The organism is Bradyrhizobium sp. JHI2711 (assembly GCF_056156565.1).
On record NZ_JBPZPT010000001.1, the window covers coordinates 1,153,871 to 1,169,816 of the forward strand.

General features: G+C 63.9%; 19 protein-coding genes and 1 tRNA gene. 6 read left to right on the forward strand and 14 right to left on the reverse strand.

Annotation, left to right across the window (positions count from 1 at the left end; translation table 11 throughout):
• Positions 1-97: 97 nt before the first annotated feature.
• The 5 genes from ACTEK7_RS05595 to ACTEK7_RS05615 form a co-directional block, all read right to left on the reverse strand.
• The gene (locus tag ACTEK7_RS05595; protein ID WP_036022655.1) at positions 98-1,066 is read right to left on the reverse strand and encodes a branched-chain amino acid ABC transporter permease; all 969 of its coding nucleotides are present in this window, start codon (positions 1,064-1,066) and stop codon (positions 98-100) included.
• A gap of 1 nt (position 1,067) precedes the next feature.
• Positions 1,068-1,931 carry a branched-chain amino acid ABC transporter permease gene (locus tag ACTEK7_RS05600; protein WP_036000843.1) on the reverse strand — a complete coding sequence of 288 codons (864 nt, stop codon included), beginning with the start codon at positions 1,929-1,931 and terminating at the stop codon, positions 1,068-1,070.
• Between the two features lie 76 nt (positions 1,932-2,007).
• On the reverse strand, positions 2,008-3,228 hold the full coding sequence (locus ACTEK7_RS05605) for an ABC transporter substrate-binding protein (protein ID WP_225146633.1): 1,221 nt from the start codon (positions 3,226-3,228) through the stop codon (positions 2,008-2,010).
• 56 nt (positions 3,229-3,284) lie between these two features.
• Entirely contained in the window at positions 3,285-4,031 is a 747-nt protein-coding gene (locus tag ACTEK7_RS05610) for an ABC transporter ATP-binding protein (protein WP_036022650.1), read from the reverse strand.
• Positions 4,024-4,779: an ABC transporter ATP-binding protein gene (locus tag ACTEK7_RS05615; protein ID WP_018317619.1), complete on the reverse strand. Its 756-nt coding sequence runs from the start codon at positions 4,777-4,779 to the stop codon at positions 4,024-4,026. The genes ACTEK7_RS05610 and ACTEK7_RS05615 overlap by 8 nt, the downstream gene beginning before the upstream one ends.
• Positions 4,780-5,119: 340 nt before the next feature.
• Here ACTEK7_RS05615 and ACTEK7_RS05620 point away from each other — a divergent pair, with 340 nt between their 5' ends.
• Complete coding sequence (locus ACTEK7_RS05620; protein WP_167361655.1) at positions 5,120-5,767, forward strand: hypothetical protein; 648 nt, start codon at positions 5,120-5,122, stop codon at positions 5,765-5,767.
• Positions 5,768-5,770: 3 nt separating this feature from the next.
• Here ACTEK7_RS05620 and ACTEK7_RS05625 read toward each other — a convergent pair whose 3' ends face one another.
• On the reverse strand, positions 5,771-6,130 hold the full coding sequence (locus ACTEK7_RS05625; RefSeq protein ID WP_036000881.1) for an ArsC family reductase: 360 nt from the start codon (positions 6,128-6,130) through the stop codon (positions 5,771-5,773).
• 105 nt (positions 6,131-6,235) lie between these two features.
• On the opposite strand from ACTEK7_RS05625, the gene ACTEK7_RS05630 reads away from it, so the two are divergent.
• The gene (locus ACTEK7_RS05630) at positions 6,236-6,607 is read left to right on the forward strand and encodes a tRNA-binding protein (protein WP_157284543.1); all 372 of its coding nucleotides are present in this window, start codon (positions 6,236-6,238) and stop codon (positions 6,605-6,607) included.
• A gap of 13 nt (positions 6,608-6,620) precedes the next feature.
• On the opposite strand, the gene ACTEK7_RS05635 is transcribed toward ACTEK7_RS05630, so the two are convergent.
• Together ACTEK7_RS05635 and ACTEK7_RS05640 are read right to left on the reverse strand one after the other, a co-directional pair.
• Entirely contained in the window at positions 6,621-7,352 is a 732-nt protein-coding gene (locus ACTEK7_RS05635) for a glutathione S-transferase family protein (RefSeq protein WP_225146780.1), read from the reverse strand.
• Positions 7,353-7,438: 86 nt separating this feature from the next.
• Positions 7,439-7,585 (reverse strand): hypothetical protein, encoded by a 147-nt coding sequence (locus ACTEK7_RS05640; RefSeq protein ID WP_192893234.1) that lies wholly within the window; start codon positions 7,583-7,585, stop codon positions 7,439-7,441.
• A 166-nt stretch (positions 7,586-7,751) separates the two neighbouring features.
• Between ACTEK7_RS05640 and ACTEK7_RS05645 the strand changes: the two genes are divergently transcribed.
• Complete coding sequence (locus ACTEK7_RS05645; protein ID WP_128262035.1) at positions 7,752-7,964, forward strand: hypothetical protein; 213 nt, start codon at positions 7,752-7,754, stop codon at positions 7,962-7,964.
• A 6-nt stretch (positions 7,965-7,970) separates the two neighbouring features.
• Here ACTEK7_RS05645 and ACTEK7_RS05650 read toward each other — a convergent pair whose 3' ends face one another.
• Entirely contained in the window at positions 7,971-8,642 is a 672-nt protein-coding gene (locus ACTEK7_RS05650) for a DUF429 domain-containing protein (protein ID WP_036000909.1), read from the reverse strand.
• Positions 8,643-9,584: 942 nt separating this feature from the next.
• Between ACTEK7_RS05650 and ACTEK7_RS05655 the strand changes: the two genes are divergently transcribed.
• The 3 genes from ACTEK7_RS05655 (at position 9,585) to ACTEK7_RS05665 (ending at position 12,623) form a co-directional block, all read left to right on the forward strand.
• Positions 9,585-9,740 (forward strand) — tRNA-Arg (locus tag ACTEK7_RS05655).
• 106 nt (positions 9,741-9,846) lie between these two features.
• Positions 9,847-11,172 (forward strand): TROVE domain-containing protein, encoded by a 1,326-nt coding sequence (locus ACTEK7_RS05660; RefSeq protein WP_036022630.1) that lies wholly within the window; start codon positions 9,847-9,849, stop codon positions 11,170-11,172.
• A gap of 110 nt (positions 11,173-11,282) precedes the next feature.
• Positions 11,283-12,623, forward strand: a complete 1,341-nt coding sequence (locus tag ACTEK7_RS05665) for an RtcB family protein (RefSeq protein WP_225146632.1) — start codon at positions 11,283-11,285, stop codon at positions 12,621-12,623.
• Between the two features lie 74 nt (positions 12,624-12,697).
• Here ACTEK7_RS05665 and ACTEK7_RS05670 read toward each other — a convergent pair whose 3' ends face one another.
• The 5 genes from ACTEK7_RS05670 to ACTEK7_RS05690 all read right to left on the reverse strand — a co-directional run bounded on the left by ACTEK7_RS05670 (position 12,698) and on the right by ACTEK7_RS05690 (position 15,824).
• Positions 12,698-13,219, reverse strand: a complete 522-nt coding sequence (locus ACTEK7_RS05670; protein ID WP_036000900.1) for an RNA polymerase sigma factor — start codon at positions 13,217-13,219, stop codon at positions 12,698-12,700.
• A complete protein-coding gene (locus ACTEK7_RS05675; RefSeq protein WP_036000902.1) occupies positions 13,216-13,425 on the reverse strand; it encodes a YgaP family membrane protein in 210 nt (69 codons plus the stop codon). Before ACTEK7_RS05675 ends, ACTEK7_RS05670 begins: the two co-directional genes overlap by 4 nt.
• A gap of 95 nt (positions 13,426-13,520) precedes the next feature.
• On the reverse strand, positions 13,521-14,705 hold the full coding sequence (locus ACTEK7_RS05680) for a serine hydrolase domain-containing protein (protein WP_225146631.1): 1,185 nt from the start codon (positions 14,703-14,705) through the stop codon (positions 13,521-13,523).
• A gap of 74 nt (positions 14,706-14,779) precedes the next feature.
• Complete coding sequence (locus ACTEK7_RS05685; RefSeq protein ID WP_225132997.1) at positions 14,780-15,472, reverse strand: GNAT family N-acetyltransferase; 693 nt, start codon at positions 15,470-15,472, stop codon at positions 14,780-14,782.
• A 4-nt stretch (positions 15,473-15,476) separates the two neighbouring features.
• Positions 15,477-15,824: a Lin0512 family protein gene (locus tag ACTEK7_RS05690; RefSeq protein ID WP_036034179.1), complete on the reverse strand. Its 348-nt coding sequence runs from the start codon at positions 15,822-15,824 to the stop codon at positions 15,477-15,479.
• Positions 15,825-15,946 lie beyond the last annotated feature (122 nt).

Consider the following 15,946-nt stretch of genomic DNA (forward strand, 5'->3'; position numbering starts at 1 on the left):
AGACCATTTTCGATCCGCGCGCGTGTCGCCTCACGCCCGCGGAGCCGGGTCATCCACCGCTTTCATGCATCAATGAAACCTATGCAATATCAGTTACTTAGAGCGAACGTCGGAAGTAATGCGCGATTTCGCCGACGACGCCGCGGCGGAAGGTGAGCACGCAGACCACGAAGATCGCGCCTTGGATCACCGTCACCCACTGGCCGAAGCCGGCCAGATATTGCTGCATGGCGATGATCACGAAGGCGCCGACCACGGGACCGAAAACGGTGCCGAGCCCGCCGACCAGCGTCATCAGCACGACCTCGCCCGACATCGTCCAGTGCACGTCGGTGAGCGAAGCGTTCTGCGCCACGAACACCTTCAGCGCACCGGCAAGGCCGGCGAGCGTCCCCGACAGCACGAAGGCCAGGAACTTGTATTGGTCGGTGCGGTAGCCGAGCGAGATCGCGCGCTGCTCGTTCTCGCGGATCGACTTCAGCACCTCGCCGAACGGCGAGTTGATGATGCGGAAGATCAGGAGGAAGCCGGCGAGGAAGCCGACCAGCACGACATAGTACAGCACCGTCGGCTTGGACAGATCGAGCACGCCGAACATGCGTCCCTGCGGGATGCCCTGGATGCCGTCCTCACCATGGGTGAACGGGGCCTGGAGATAGATGAAGTACAGGAGCTGCGACAGCGCCAGCGTGATCATCGAGAAATAGATGCCCTGGCGTCGGATCGAGATGTAGCCGGTGACGATCGAGAGCACGAACGCCGCGGCGACGCCGACGAGAATGCCGAGCTCGGGCGGCAGCGCCCAGACCTTCAGCGCATGCGCGCTGCAATAGCCGGCCGTGCCCAGAAACATCGCGTGGCCGAACGACAGCAAGCCGCCATAGCCGACCAGCAGATTGAAGGCGCAGGCGAGCAGCGCAAAGCACAGCGCCTGCATCACGAAGAACGGATAGACGCCCGTGAATGGCACCGCTGCGAGCAGCAGCGCCATCACTGCGAATACAATCATCTCGTCGCGCATTGCGCGCGGGGTCACAGGAAGCGTGTCGTCCGTCAGGGTTGTCATCTCAGGCCGCCCTTCCCGTCAATCCCGTCGGCTTCACCAGCAGCACCAGCACCATCAGCACGAACACGACGGTGTTGGAGGCCTCGGGGTAGAAATACTTGGTCAGGCCCTCGATCACGCCGAGCGCAAAGCCGGTGATGATGGAGCCCATGATCGAGCCCATGCCGCCGATCACCACCACCGCGAACACGACGATGATGAGGTCGGCACCCATCAGCGGCCGCACCTGGTTGATCGGCGCCGAGAGCACGCCGGCGAGCGCGGCAAGGCCGACGCCGAGACCGTAAGTGAGCGTGATCATGCGCGGCACGTTGATGCCGAAGGCACGCACCAAGGTCGGATTTTCGGTCGCGGCGCGCAGGTAGGCGCCGAGCTGCGTCTTCTCGATCAGGAACCAGGTCGCAAGGCACACCGCCAGTGAGAACACGACGACCCAGCCGCGGTAGATCGGCAGGAACATGAAGCCGAGATTCATGCCGCCCCTGAGCTGGTCGGGAATGGCGTAAGGCAGGCCCGAGGAGCCGAAATAGTTCTGGAACACGCCCTGCACGATCAGCGCGATGCCGAAGGTCAGGAGCAGACCGTAGAGATGATCGAGCCCGGTCAGCCATTGCAGCATGGTCCGTTCCAGGATCATGCCGAAGATGCCGACGATGATCGGCGCCAGCAGCAGCGCCCACCAATAGTTGATGCCGCCGAGGTTCAACAGGAAATAGGCGACGAAGGCGCCCATCATGTAGAGCGCGCCATGGGCGAAATTGATGATGTTGAGCATGCCGAAGATGACGGCAAGCCCGAGACTGAGCAGCGCGTAGAACGAGCCGTTGATCAGTCCCACCAGTAGCTGAGCGTAAAGAGCCTGCATCGATCCCGCACCCGGTCCCTTCTCGTCGTTCCCCAAAAGCAAGCCGGCGCCGTTGCGCCGGCTCGCATCGTCACACTTACTTCTTCACGAGCGGACAGACGCTCTCGGACAGTGGCCGGAACGCCTGATCCGCGGCCGTCGTGCCGATCAGCTTGTAATAGTCCCAGGGCCCCTTGGATTCCTCGGGCTTCTTGACCTCGAACAGATAGGCCGGATGCAGCTTGCGACCGTCCGCACGGATCGCTCCCTTGCCGAACAACGCATCGTCGGTCGGCATCTCCTTCATCTTGGCGACCACCTTGGCCCCGTCATGCGGATTGCCGCCCATCGCCTCCAGCGCCTTGAAATAGTGCAGCAGGCCCGAATAGACCCCGGCCTGCACCATCGAGGGCATCGCCTTGTTCTTCATCCGCTCGGAGAAGCGTTTGGAGAAGGCGCGCGTGCCGTCGTTCATGTCCCAATAGAAGGTCTCGGTGAAATTCAAGCCCTGCGCCACCTTCAGACCGAGCGAGTGCACGTCGGTGATGAAGAGCAGCAGGCCCGCAAGCTTCTGGCCGCCCGAGACGATGCCGAACTCGGACGCCTGCTTGATGGTGTTGGTGGTGTCGCCGCCGGCATTCGCCATGCCGATGATCTTGGCTTTGGAGGCCTGCGCCTGAAGCAGGAAGGACGAGAAGTCAGCGGTATTCAGGGGATGCTTGACGTTGCCGATCACCTTGCCGCCCGACTTCACCACCACCGCGGCGGTGTCGCGCTCGAGGGCATGGCCAAAGGCGTAGTCCGCGGTGAGAAAATACCAGGTGTCGCCGCCCGCCTTCACCAGCGCCTGCCCGGTACTGTTGGCCAGCATATAGGTATCATAGACCCAGTGGACCGTATTCGGCGAGCATTGCGCGTTGGTGAGATCCGACGTCGCCGCACCTGTGTTGATCAGGATGGAATTCTTCTCTTTGACGATGTTGTTCACCGCCAGCGCAACGCCGGAGTTCAGGACATCCATGAAGATGTCGACCTTCTCGACGTCGATCCATTGCCGAGCAATCGTGGAGCCGATGTCGGGCTTGTTCTGATGGTCGGCGGAGATCAGGTCGAGCTTCCAGCCCTTGGCAGCGAGCCCGGAATCCTCGATCGCCATCTGTGCGGCGACGGTCGAGCCGGCGCCACCGAGATCGGCATAAAGTCCTGAATTGTCGGTCAGCACGCCGATCTTGATGTTCTTGTCCTGCGCGACCGCGCCGCCTGCCGCGCCGAGCGCCAGGGCCGTCCCGAGCAACATTGCCGAAATGCTGTGCTTCATAATCCGACCTCCCAATATTCCTTTGATAGTTACTCTCGATCGTCCGGCCTGCTCGGCTACACACCGAGATAGGTGTGGAGCTTGTCCATGTTGGCGGCAAGCTCCGAATTGGAAAACCCGTCAATGATCTTGCCGTGCTCGACTACGTAATAGCGGTCGGCGACGGTGGAAGCGAAGCGGAAGTTCTGCTCGACCAGGAGGATCGTGAAGCCCTCCTTCTTGAGCCGCGCAATGGTATGGCCGATCTGCTGGATGATGACGGGTGCAAGACCCTCGGTCGGCTCGTCCAGCATCAGGAAGCTCGCGCCGGTGCGTAGGATGCGCGCGATCGCCAGCATCTGCTGCTCGCCGCCCGACAGCTTGGTGCCCTGGCTGTTCAGCCGCTCCTTCAGGTTCGGGAACAGCTCGAAGATCTGGTCGAGCGGCAAACCGCCTTCGCGGACAACCGGCGGCAGCATCAAATTCTCGCGGACGTCGAGGCTGGAGAATATGCCCCGCTCTTCCGGACAGAAGGCGACGCCCATGCGCGCGATCTTGTCGGAGGTCGCGCGGATGATCTCCTGGTTGTTGAACTTCACCGAGCCGGTGCGCTTGCCGATGATGCCCATGATCGACTTCAGCGTCGTCGTCTTGCCGGCGCCGTTGCGCCCGAGCAGGGTGACGACCTCGCCCGCGTTCACGTCGAAGTTGATCCCGTGCAGGATGTGAGACTCGCCGTACCAGGCTTCCAAGTTGCGGACTTGCAGGATGTTCCCGCCGGTCGCAGCCCTGGCCGGAGCCTCGGCGATCGCTGTATCAGGCATGACCGGCTCCCAGGTAAGCTTCCTTGACGCGCTCGTCCTTGGTGAGCTCGGAGTAGTGGCCTTGCGCGAGCACCTGCCCGCGCGTCAGCACGGTGATGATATCGGAGAGGTTGGCCACGACGCTTAAGTTATGCTCGACCATCAGGATGGTGTATTTCGCGGAGATGCGCTTGATCAGCGCCGCGATCTTGTCGATGTCCTCGTGGCCCATGCCGGCCATCGGCTCGTCGAGCAGCATCATCTCCGGGTCGAGCGCCAGCGTGGTCGCAATCTCAAGTGCACGCTTGCGCCCATAGGGCATCTCGACCGCCGGCGTGTTGGCAAACTCGTTGAGGCCGACATCGTTCAACAGCTCGCGCGCGCGGTCGTTGAAGCGGTTGAGCACCGACTTGGAGCGCCAGAAATCGAACGAAGAGCCATGCTGGCGCTGCAGCGCGACACGGACGTTCTCGAGCGCGGTGAGATGGGGAAACACCGCCGAAATCTGGAACGAACGGACCAGCCCCATGCGGGCCACATCCGCCGGCGCCATCGCGGTGATGTCCTGCCCTTTGTACAGGATTTTCCCGGCCGACGGCTTGAGGAACTTGGTCAGAAGATTGAAGCAGGTCGTCTTGCCGGCCCCGTTCGGGCCGATCAACGCATGAATGCTCCCACGGCGAACCTTGAGCGCAACGTCGCGGACGGCGAAGAAGCCCGCGAACTCCTTGGTCAAGCCTTCCGTTTCGAGAATGAACTCATCGGCCAAACAGTTTTCCCCCTGCCCGCGCGCGGCGCGTGGCTGTCCTTGTTGCTTCGGCTGTCCGGAGGCCTTGCAGCCCACCGGGGCGCCGCCTCCGGGCGCGGAATATGCCGGAGGTGACGGGGGTTAGGCAAGGCGGAAAGCTGAGCAGGTCAGGCCTCCGGCCGGGGTACAAATGCTCCCTTAGTCGCAGAGGTCGATGTCGTGCCTGCCCGGCCTTTCCGGTTCGCAAGGCACCGGCCATCAAGCCGTCGTTAACGGTCTTTCGTCTCCCGCGCCAGCCTTCATCGAAAATTTTCCCGCAAGCCCGATCATCCCAGGGTTTTCACGCGCGGAGAATATTGTCTTGGATTTTGCAAGCGCCGCTCCCTCCGTCGTCAAGTCGATCCGCCAGCGTGATCTCCTCAACACGTGGCTGCGACTTTATGCGCGCCAGCAGATCGCTCCCGCGATCTGGGAGTATCAGCCCGCGCGGCTCGAGGAGGAGCTGTCGGATCTCATCTATTATACGGTGGAGCTTTCGACGCCGACGCCGCGTCTGGTCATCCAGAGCGAAGGCACGCGCATCTCGCGCGCCTATGGGCATACCGGCAAGGGCGTTTCGCTCGATGATTACGTCGGGCCGCGGCTCGCACCATACGTGATGCCGATCTATCATGAATGCGTCGCGCGCGGCCTTCCGATCTACAGCGTTGCCGACGTCGACGACGCCTATGGCCGAATCGTCGCGTATGAGCGGCTGCTGCTGCCGTTCCTGACCGACGGCAGGGTCAGCCACGTCATCGCGTCAGTAAAGACCTTCTGCGAGGACGGCGGCTTCGAGATCAAGAATCTGATGCGCGGAAATGACGCGCTGCCGCGCCCGAAGCTGCGGGCCGTGATCGATCGCGAGCTGTTTCATCGCGCCCCCGGCCGCATCGCACCCGCCGATCCGGTCGAGTTCTCGGACCAGCCGGGCCGCGCCATCTCCAACGAGATCATTGAGCTGAACTAGCCGTCAGCGCGCCTTGCCGCCGACCTCCTTGGCATAGATATCCGGCTTGAAGCCGACCAACAGCTTGCCGCCGATTTCGAGCACCGGCCGCTTGATCATCGATGGTTGCGCTAGCATCAAGGCCAGCGCCTTCTTCTCGGTGAGGCCTTCCTTGTCGGAGTCGGGCAGCTTCTTGAAGGTCGTCCCGGCGCGATTGAGCAGGGTCTCCCAACCGACCTTGTCGCTCCACTGCTTCAGCCTGTCCTTCTCGACACCCGCCGCCTTGTAGTCGTGAAACGCGTAAGCCACGCCATGGCCATCGAGCCAGGCGCGGGCCTTCTTCATGGTGTCGCAGTTCTTGATGCCGTAGATGATGGTGGGCAAGACGGTCCTCGCGCATGGCGTAGCAATGATGTGCGTGGCGTTGTACGAAACTCCGCGTCGCGCGACAATGTCGCGAGACGCGTCACCCCACCGAACGGACATCCCATGCACGTCACCCACGATCCCGCAGCGGCGGCCGCACCGACCATCGACTTCGACACATTCCTCGCGGTCGACGTCCGTGTCGGCACCATCGTCGACGCCAAACCGTTTCCGGAAGCGCGCAAGCCGGCCTGGCGGCTGTGGATCGATTTCGGCCCCGCCATCGGCGTGCGCAAGAGCTCGGCCCAGATCACCGAAAACCACCCGCTCGAAACCCTCGTGGGCCAACAGGTCGCGGCCGTCGTCAATTTTCCGCCGCGCCAGATCGGCCCGGTCGTCTCCGAGGTGCTGACGCTCGGCTTCCCGGATGCCGACGGCAAGGTGGTGCTGGTGCAGCCGAGCAAGCCGGTGCCGAACGGCGGACGGCTGTTCTAGCCTCAGGGCCTTGTCAGGGCCTTGCCGGAATGTTCAATCCGCGCTGCACCGCGGGACGCGCGAGGCCGCGTTCGAGCCAGGCGCCGACCGCCTTGAACTGGGCGAATTCGACGAGATCGCCGGCGCCGTAGAAGCCGATGAGATTGCGCACCCAGCCGAGCATGGAGATGTCGGCGATGGTGTAGTCGTCATCCATGAACCATTGCCGGCCGGCGAGGTGCGCCTCCATCACGCCGAGCAGGCGCTTGGACTCGTCGACGTAGCGTCCCAGCGGCCGCTTGTCCTCGTAGTCCTTGCCGGCAAATTTGTGAAAGAAGCCGACCTGGCCGAACATCGGCCCGACGCCGCCCATCTGGAAGTGCAGCCATTGCAGCGTCTGATAACGCCGCGCGGCATCCTGCGGCAGCAGCTTGCCGGTCTTCTCCGCGAGATATTGCAGGATCGCCCCGGACTCGAACAGCGCCAATGGTTTCCTGTCGCGGGGACCGTTGGGATCGAGGATCGCCGGAATCTTACCGTTGGGATTGAGCGAGAGGAATTCGGGCGTCTTCTGCTCGTCCTTGCCGAAGTCGACGAGATGCGCTTCGTAAGGAAGCTCGATCTCCTCCAGCATGATCGAAACCTTGACGCCGTTCGGCGTCGGCAGCGAATAGAGCTGAAGTAATTCCGGATGCTTGGGTGGCCAGCGCCTGGTGATCGGAAAGACTGACAGACGGTCCCAGTTGGGGACAGGAATGGAGGACATATCGGACATCGGGACTCTGGGTGCATGGACTGAGGCGTGCTCAATCTAGGCAAGGTACCGCACCGCGCAAGTCACTTCCGGCTGTGCTAGGGCGGCAGTGTCGCCATCGCCACGAACGGGGGCATTGCTTCATACTGCAGCCGAGACTCGATGAACCGTTGACCCGTGATCAGCAGCAGGGCCGTAAAGGCAACCGCGAGCATCGCGGTCGCCAATTGGCACACGTCGTACATTGTATTGTATATCCCTCGACAGCCTCTGGCGTAGAACGTCGGCTCAGGCGCCACGTTCCAGGCGACGACAAAATATTGCTATTTTTTCCCGATCTCACTGCGACGGCATCGCTCTGTTCCGGCGGCTCTCAAAGGGACCAATGGCCCCCTCGCGCGTTGTCGCTTAATGAACATCGAGAAACGCGCCCTGCTCGACCACGCCGAACGCTGTCGCCGCGTCGCGAACGATCTCACGCACAGCAAAGCGGCGCAGCGGTTGCGGGCGATGGCCGAGGAGTACGAAGCGAGAGCAACAAGACTGGACGACGAAGACGTCCGCTCGACTCCAAGCCGCAATAGTCGCTGCCGGCTGGAAGGTAAAGGCGAGCGGCAGGGCTGATCGCCTTCAGAAGTTGATCTCCATCCGTAGTCCGCGCGGATCGATCCTGCCGTCACCAACGGATTGCGTGCTGTCGCGCGCTGCGACAGCGCAGGCACAGGCGTCGATGAGATCGTCGCGACCGATCCCGGTGCCGTGGCGAAGCGTGAGCCATCTCTTGACCTCAGTGAAGCCGCGGCCTCTCAAAAGCGCGATACGCTGCTCGCGGCCCCGCGGCGAGGACTTCGGTTCGAGCCGCACGCGTCCTGCCAGATTCCAGAAGATCAATTCCGGATGCGCTTCGCCGATCGTCGCCTGCCGCGCCGGCGTCATGGCCTCGTCGACCTCCCTCATCTTGTCCCTGATATTCCAGAGCTGCGCCGACACGCCCCTGCCCTCGCCTTCGTGCTTCCAGTAATGGCGATTGGCCGCCGCCATGTCGTGGAACGCCCAGAGGTCGCGGCGCGCGCCGAGAAACACGGCTGGGCCGATCAGTTCGCGTGCGCGCAAATCGCAGGCGCGGTAGCCGCTCGCGTTCAGTCCGATCGGCATGTCGATCATCGCGCGGGCGTGCGGGATTGCGAGCAGACGCATCAGGCTTGGCGAATAATCGAAGCCTTGATCGCCGCGCTCGTCGATCCACGCTGCGACCCAGCCGAAGCGAAATCCGTCGAGCCCCAGATAGTTTTTGCAAGTCATGCGTCCGTCAATTTCAGTTTCCTCGCGCGTCTCGCTTGACATCCGCAAGTTGCGGGCGTATGTCCCGCGCCCTCGCAAGCACTTCCGTTTGCGACAGACACCATGAACCGAGCGATGTCGTACCGCTACGAAAGAACTGTCCGCATACCGAATAGCCCAAAGCTGTTCGATTGCGCATGCCCGGCTCATGGGAGCGATCTTGCCTGACCGCAAGATCGACAGTCCGCTTCTCACGGACCCTCCCGAGCCTGCCGCTCCGGAGGGTTTTTTGTTGCCCGCCGCGCGGCCCCACCGAACATCCCGGCAATGGCCGGAACGAGAGACCCGGATCTCGGGGCTCGCGCTGGAGAGGCGCGTGCCCAAGTGCGCGGGGCCTGCCGGAGGGAACGAGGCGATGAGCCGGACACCGATGGCAGAGCGAACCCAGTGGGTTCGCAATGTGCGGCGCGTCGACAGCGCCGCGATCGAATTTTTGTAACTCGGTTTGCCGTGAGGGATCGCGGCTCAACCGACGCTGGTGGTGAAGATGTCGGATACTTCTCCACACGGCACAGCGGGTATGCCTCCCGCCTTTGACACACGCACCGGGATGCGGCCTCGGAAAAGGCTTGCACGCGGCCCGGCGCAGGATCTGTCCGTTCGGGACAGAGACTGTGTTGTTGTCACTGAAAGCCGATATCGCCCGTTCCCCAGCGTACCCATCAATGGCCGATGCGAAAGCACTGGCCTGGCGGTGGTGAAGATGTCTGTTACTTCGTGGTAAAGGCGGGAAAGCGCCGAGCAGGTTCGAACCCTGCGCGCCGAAAGGCGGATCGCCCGCAAGGGCAGCAACAGCATCGATCGTTCCCCGCCAACCCCATCACGATCCGTGGTGAAGATTTCTGTTACTTCGCCTGCAACGCGAGAGGTCGCGGGTTCGAATCCCGCCCGGTGTCCCATGCACCGGTAGCTCAGAGGATAGAGCGCTTTCCGGCGAGCTTCGGCTCGTCGGGTACAGCAATCGCCCGTTCCCGGATCGTGTCCCCTAGCCACCGCCGGTGGTGAGGAGCGCTGTTACTTCGGATCGCAATGTCGAAGGTTCGACTCCTTCCGGACGAAAGTCCGTAGCTCAGCGGTAGAGCATGTGACTTGCCCGCAAGGGCAGTACAGCCTCGCCTGTTCCCCGGCACCGTTTCCATCCCCATCAACCCAAGAGGAGGCCATCATGGTCAGGCTCAACAAGATCGTTCGCGCCTTCACGCGGGAGGGCGCACGCGCAATTCGCTTCACGCCCGAGATGGAGCTGAAGCGCGCGCTGATGAACTGCCTCCTGTGGGAGGACCAGTTCTACGAGGACGGCGTTGCGATCGCCGACCGCATCAAGGCCCTCGTACCCAAGGTCGCGCCGGAGCGCGTTGCGCAGCTTGCGATCGAGGCGCGCGAGGTGATGAAGCTGCGGCACGCACCGCTCCTCGTCATCCGCGAGATGGCGCGGAACGAGAGGCACCGCACCCTCGTTGCCGACACGCTCGCCCAGGTGATCCAGCGTCCCGACGAGATGACGGAGCTGCTCGCGATCTACTGGGCGGATGCGCTGGGGCCGATGCAGCAGCGCAAGCGCCAGCCGGTCTCGGCACAGGTGAAGAAGGGTCTTGCCCGCGCGCTGACCAAGTTCGACGCCTATCAGCTCGCCAAGTGGGACCGCGACGGCGCGGTGCGGATCAGGGACGTTCTGTTCCTGGTGCACGCCAAGCCGAAAGACGCCGATCAGGCGAAGGTGTGGAAGCAGCTCGTCGATGGCGAGCTCGCCTCCCCCGACACCTGGGAGGTTTCGCTCTCGGCCGGCAAGAACAAGCGCGAGACCTTCGAGCGGCTGATCGCCGAGCGAAAGCTCGGCGGCCTGGCGCTACTGCGCAATCTGCGCCTGATGCAGAACGCGCAGGTCCCGCGCGAGAGCATCGCAGGCGCGATCGAGGCGATGCGGACGGATCGTATCCTGCCCTATCGCTTCATCACGGCGGCGCGCTATGCGCCGGACTTCGAGCCCGAGCTCGAGGCTGCGATGCTCAAGTCGATCAAGGACCATGTGCGGCTTCCGGGCCGCACCCGGCTCCTGATCGACGTGTCCGGCTCGATGTTCGCAACGCTCTCCGCGCAGTCGGAAATGACGCGCGCGGAGGCGGCGTGTGGCCTTGCCATTCTCGCCCGCGAGATCTGCGACGAGGTCGAGATCTTCACCTTCTCCAACGAGGTCGTGAAGGTCCCTCCCCGCCGCGGTTTCGCGCTGCGGGATGCGATCATCAACTCGCAGCCGCATGGCGGAACCTATCTCGGCAAGGCGGTGACGGAGATCGACCGCAAGGGCGATCGCCTCATCGTCTTCACCGACGAGCAGAGTCACGACCAGGTGCCCGAGCCCAAGGCGCGCGGCACCATGGTCAACGTGGCCTCGTATCAGCACGGTGTCGGTCACGGCGCCTGGACCCGCGTCAACGGCTTCTCCGAAGCCGTGGTCGCGTGGATCGCGGCGTCGGAGACGGCGTTGAACTGATGCGCAACGACAATGGCCCCGGACGCGAGATGCGCCCGGGGCCAGCGAAATCTCTGAAATGATCCGCCCGTCCCGTTATGGTGCGCGCGGAATGACAAGGATCTACGACCATGCGACGACCCGATCCCTACATGGAACGCGCCCGCGAGCTCTGCCTCGCCGCCGGTGTCGATCCCGACTCGCGCGTCGGCGAAGGACGCGGCCAGCCGGCCTGGTGCCTGTACAAGGACGCTGCGCGCAAGGAGCATCTTGCCCGCGAGGCCAATGCGACCGCGAGCTCGATTACCGCGTTCCGGACGCAGGACGCCCGCTTCCAGAATGCGCCGCTGAAGGTGTTCGGCCCGCATGAGGAGGCGACGATCGCGCAGATGCGCAATTGCATGGCCATCGGCAATGTCGTCTCCGGCGTGATCTGCGCCGACGGCCATCTCGGCTATGCGCAGCCGGTCGGCGGGGTGATCGCCTATGAGAAGCAGATCAGCATCTCCGGCGTCGGCTTCGACATTGGCTGCGGCAACATGGCGGCTCGGCTCGACACGCGCTTCGACGACATCGCGGGGATCGCTCCCACGATCATCCGCGACGTCGCCAAGGTAATCTCGTTCGGCGTCGGACGTGCCAACGCGGAACGGGCCGAGCACGACCTGTTCGACGACGGCGAGGCCTGGCGCGAAAGCGACATGGAGGACTACCGTCAGAAGGCGGTGAAGCAGCTCGGCACGGTCGGATCGGGCAACCACTATGTCGACCTCATGCGCGACGAGGAAGGCTTCGTCTGGATCGGCGTCCACTTCGGCAGCCGCGGTCTCGGGCACACCTCCGCGACGCGCTACCTCAAGGCCGCCGGCGGCAAGGACGGCATGAACGTCCCGCCCGCCGTAGTCGACGAGGACAGCGAGCTCGGCCGCCGCTACATCGCGGCGATGCAGCTCGCCGGGCGTTATGCCTATGCAGGCCGCGAGTGGGTCGTCGAGCGCGTCCGCCAGATCATCGGCGGCAGCGTCACCGAGAGCGTGCACAACCACCACAATTATGCCTGGCGTGAGACCCACGACGGCAAGGATTTGTGGGTGGTGCGCAAGGGCGCGACGCCGGCGTTTCCCGGCCAGAAGGGATTCGTCGGCGGCTCGATGGGCGACGACGCCGTCATCCTCGAAGGCGTCGACAGCCCGCAGGCCAAGGCCTCGCTCTACTCGACCGTGCACGGCGCCGGCCGCCTGTTCGGACGACGTGAGGCGAAGCGGCGCTTCTCGCGCGAGGAGATGGACCGTTGGCTGAACGAGCGCGGCGTCACCTTGATCGGTGCCGACCTCGACGAGAGCCCGATGGCCTATCGCCGCCTGCCGGACGTGCTGGCCCAGCACGCCGGCACCGTGCGCGTGCTGCACACGCTGCGGCCATTCGCCGTCGCCATGGCCGGCGAAGGCGAGTTCGATCCGTGGAAGGACTAAAGCGAAGCCGTGGGCGGGAGGCGACGTCTCCCGCCCACGTCACTCCGTTTTTTTCCTTTGAATCTGGTCGTCTCTCATCTCGTCAGATATTCGCGCATCAAGGCGCGGGCGCGATGCAGCCGCGCCTTCACGGTCTGCCTGGTCGCGCCGAGCGCGGCGGCAATCTCATCGATCGTCATCTCCTTGACGTCGCGCATCAGCGCGACATCGCGATAGTGCGGCGGCAGGGCCTCGAACGCCGCGGCGACGTCGAGCCGCAGATCGGCCTCAGGGCGCAACAGCAGTGCGGCCTCCGCCTCGCCCTGATCGACTGCCGGTACAACGCCGGCCCGGCGCGCGAGCCGCAGGCATTCGCGCCGGACCACGCTGAACAGCCAGGCCGACAACGCCAGCAGCGAACGGATCGTGCCGACGTGGCGGAACAGGATCCACAGCGCCTCCTGCGTCGCATCCTCGGCGTCCGCCGAGCTGCGGCAGGTCGCGCGCGCATAGCGACGAATATCCGGCTGCGTCGTCTCGAGCAGACGCGCAATCGCCTCGGCATCGCCGAGCCGCGCGGCCTCGAACAGGTTTGGCGAGATCGCCGCCGCGCTCACGACATCCCTCCCTTGCCGATGCCTGCCATCGCGCACATCGGGCAATAACCGACGAAACCGGTCAGCGCGAAGCCGGCGCCACCGAGCGCGACCAGCCATGCTGTCGCGCCGGCAAGATAAACGAACGCCGCAGCCGCCACCGCAATCCCCAGGACGACCCGCACCACCTGATGCAGTCCGCCGATGTTCTTTCGATAGAATCCCATCACATCCTCCGATATGGGCCGAGACCGATTGCCTCGACCAACAAGAGGACGCGACGGCCAAAAAGGATTCGCGCTGACGGAAGATTTTTTTGCGATCAGGCTCCGACCGCCTGATAGGCCAGGCGCTTGAACTCGAAGAAGAACGGATTCCAGAAGCCCATATAGCGCTGGGCCATCAGCACGCCCGCCGTATTGGCTTCCGGACAGATCCACCAATGGGTCCCGGCCAGGCCGCCCCATTGGAATTCACCGGTCGAGTTCGGCGGATCGAACGGTGTCGGCGCGAAGGTGACCGCGCCGCCGAGGCCAAAGCCCTTGCCGGGAACCGGGCCGAGATTGGCAAAGCGGATGGTCTGGCCTGCGGGCAGCTGGTTCGTCATCATCTGCCGCAGCGTTTCCGGCTTCAGCAACGCATCGGACCCGGGCAGCAGCGCACACACCAGCGCGAGCATGTCTGGCAAGGTCGAGACCAGACCGCCGCCGCCCGAGAGCCGCGGCAGCGGCCGCCGATAGGCTTGCGGGTAAGGCAGATGGTCGGCCCGCGTGAGGCCGGGCTTCATGGGGTCGAGCACGTCGGCGCCGTTGTAGAGCGCGACCAGCCTGCCCTGCTGTGTCTCGGGGACATAAAAGCCGGTGTCGGTCATGCCGAGGGAATCGAAGATGCGCGCCTTCAGGAAGGCGTCGAGCGGCTGGCCCGAGACGACCTCGACCACACGGCCGAGCACGTCGGTCGCCACGGAATATTCCCAGGCCGTGCCAGGGTGATAGGACAGCGGCAGGTCGGCGAGCCTGTCGATCATGTCGCTGAGCGGCGTCAGCGGATTGAGCACGCGCGCCTCGTTGTAACCCTTGAACAGCACCGTGCCGGGATCGAAGATGCCGTAGCTGAGGCCGGAGGTGTGGGTCAGGAGCTGGCGGATCGTGATCGGGCTCTTCGCCGGCTCGACATCGGCAAGGCTCGAAGCGTTCTGCTTCAGCACCTTGCGATTGCCGAGCTGCGGCAGGAATTTTTCGACTGCGTCATCGAGGCCGATGCGGCCTTGCTCGACCAGCAGCATGATCGCGCAGGTGACGAAGATCTTGGTGTTGGAGAACGCCCGGAAGATATGATCGGGCCGCAGCGCAGTGTTGGCCTCTCGGTCGGCAAAGCCCACGCATTGCTGATCGACCACCTCGCGGCCGCGCAGCACGGCCCAGGATACGCCGGGAATGATCTCCTGATCGACGTAGCGCTGCATCGCCGTCCGTACGGCGGAAAAATCAGTCGTTCTGGCGTCCATGTGCTCCCCCCCCCCGATTTGTGGTTGGAATCGATATAGCGCGATTTCTCGGGATATGAAGCCCACGGTGCAGCTCATCCCTGCTTCATCAGCACGGTGACCTGCAGCCGGCGCCGAATCCGCATGCCCTGCCGCTGGTACAGCGCGATGGCAGACGTATTGCTCGCGAACACGTGCAGGAACGGAATTTCGCCGCGCGCCTCGATCTGGCGCGCGATGGCGGCGAGCAACGCCTGTGCGTAACCGCGACCGCGATGATCGGGATGCACGCAGACCGCCGTCATCTCGGTGAAATTGCCCGGCTTCATCCGCTCGCCGGCCATGGCGACCAGCTCGCCGCGTGCACGGATGCCGAGGAATGTGCCGAGCTCGTGCGTCCGCGCCGCAAACGGCCCGGGCTTGGTCAGCTCGGTCAGCGCCATCATGGCGGGAACGTCAGTCGCGCCGAGGCGGACGATCTCGGCATCGCGCAGCGAAGTGTCGGCGGGCGAGCCGATCAACTGCTCGCCGGGCTCCGCGAGCAGCACCTTGAAGCCGGCGGGAATTTCGACGGGCTCGGGCGTGAACAGCACCGCGACTTGCGAGCCCGACATGAGATCGCCGAGCGCCGCAAAACTTGCCGCGGACATGTCCGCCATATCGGCAAACGGCGTCATGTCCACGGGATAGCGCAGAGCCCGCGGGCCGCCCTCGGCCAGATGCTTCTGGCTCGTCGTCAACGCGCTCCAGATCGGGCGATCCAGCAGCGCCTCATCGCTCGCGGACATCGGCCTAATCCTTGTCGAAGCTGACGATGACGGCGGCATTGGCGATCAGGATGGGATCGTTGGCCACTTCCGTGGCCGAGGGGATCTCCAGCCCGCCCTTGACCGCGGTGACGGTCACGGTGCCGTAAGGCAGCTCCTTGGCGACGGCTTCCTTGTCGACGGTTTCTGGATTCGGCACGCCGATCGTGACGTCCACGAACATGTCGTTCGCGGTCTTGCCGATCATCCGGAAGAAGCCGAGGCTGGAATGCCTGATGGCATCGGAGACCGCTCGCTTGGCCGCCTTGGTGGCGTCCCTGCCGTGGACGTCGACGCCCATGCCCATCTCGGTGACACAACGAACGCGGGTCATTTCATATTCCTGTGGTGGTTGGATCGGGTGATTGCGAGTGTCGGCGATCGGGCTGCGCGAGACAAGTGGAGTTGTCAGATCGACGGAGGGTCTCCGCCACAGGCTCCGTCATTGCGAGCGCA

Excerpts from the sequence above, each read along its gene's own strand:
- ACTEK7_RS05595 (WP_036022655.1), bottom strand. The coding sequence starts at position 1,066 with ATGACAACCCTGACGGACGACACGCTTCCTGTGACCCCGCGCGCAATG.
- ACTEK7_RS05600 (WP_036000843.1), bottom strand. The coding sequence starts at position 1,931 with ATGCAGGCTCTTTACGCTCAGCTACTGGTGGGACTGATCAACGGCTCG.
- ACTEK7_RS05605 (WP_225146633.1), bottom strand. The coding sequence starts at position 3,228 with ATGAAGCACAGCATTTCGGCAATGTTGCTCGGGACGGCCCTGGCGCTC.
- ACTEK7_RS05610 (WP_036022650.1), bottom strand. The coding sequence starts at position 4,031 with ATGCCTGATACAGCGATCGCCGAGGCTCCGGCCAGGGCTGCGACCGGC.
- ACTEK7_RS05630 (WP_157284543.1), top strand. The coding sequence starts at position 6,236 with ATGCACGTCACCCACGATCCCGCAGCGGCGGCCGCACCGACCATCGAC.
- ACTEK7_RS05635 (WP_225146780.1), bottom strand. The coding sequence starts at position 7,352 with ATGTCCTCCATTCCTGTCCCCAACTGGGACCGTCTGTCAGTCTTTCCG.
- ACTEK7_RS05640 (WP_192893234.1), bottom strand. The coding sequence starts at position 7,585 with ATGTACGACGTGTGCCAATTGGCGACCGCGATGCTCGCGGTTGCCTTT.
- ACTEK7_RS05645 (WP_128262035.1), top strand. The coding sequence starts at position 7,752 with ATGAACATCGAGAAACGCGCCCTGCTCGACCACGCCGAACGCTGTCGC.
- ACTEK7_RS05650 (WP_036000909.1), bottom strand. The coding sequence starts at position 8,642 with ATGACTTGCAAAAACTATCTGGGGCTCGACGGATTTCGCTTCGGCTGG.
- ACTEK7_RS05660 (WP_036022630.1), top strand. The coding sequence starts at position 9,847 with ATGGTCAGGCTCAACAAGATCGTTCGCGCCTTCACGCGGGAGGGCGCA.
- ACTEK7_RS05665 (WP_225146632.1), top strand. The coding sequence starts at position 11,283 with ATGCGACGACCCGATCCCTACATGGAACGCGCCCGCGAGCTCTGCCTC.
- ACTEK7_RS05675 (WP_036000902.1), bottom strand. The coding sequence starts at position 13,425 with ATGGGATTCTATCGAAAGAACATCGGCGGACTGCATCAGGTGGTGCGG.
- ACTEK7_RS05680 (WP_225146631.1), bottom strand. The coding sequence starts at position 14,705 with ATGGACGCCAGAACGACTGATTTTTCCGCCGTACGGACGGCGATGCAG.
- ACTEK7_RS05685 (WP_225132997.1), bottom strand. The coding sequence starts at position 15,472 with ATGTCCGCGAGCGATGAGGCGCTGCTGGATCGCCCGATCTGGAGCGCG.
- ACTEK7_RS05690 (WP_036034179.1), bottom strand. The coding sequence starts at position 15,824 with ATGACCCGCGTTCGTTGTGTCACCGAGATGGGCATGGGCGTCGACGTC.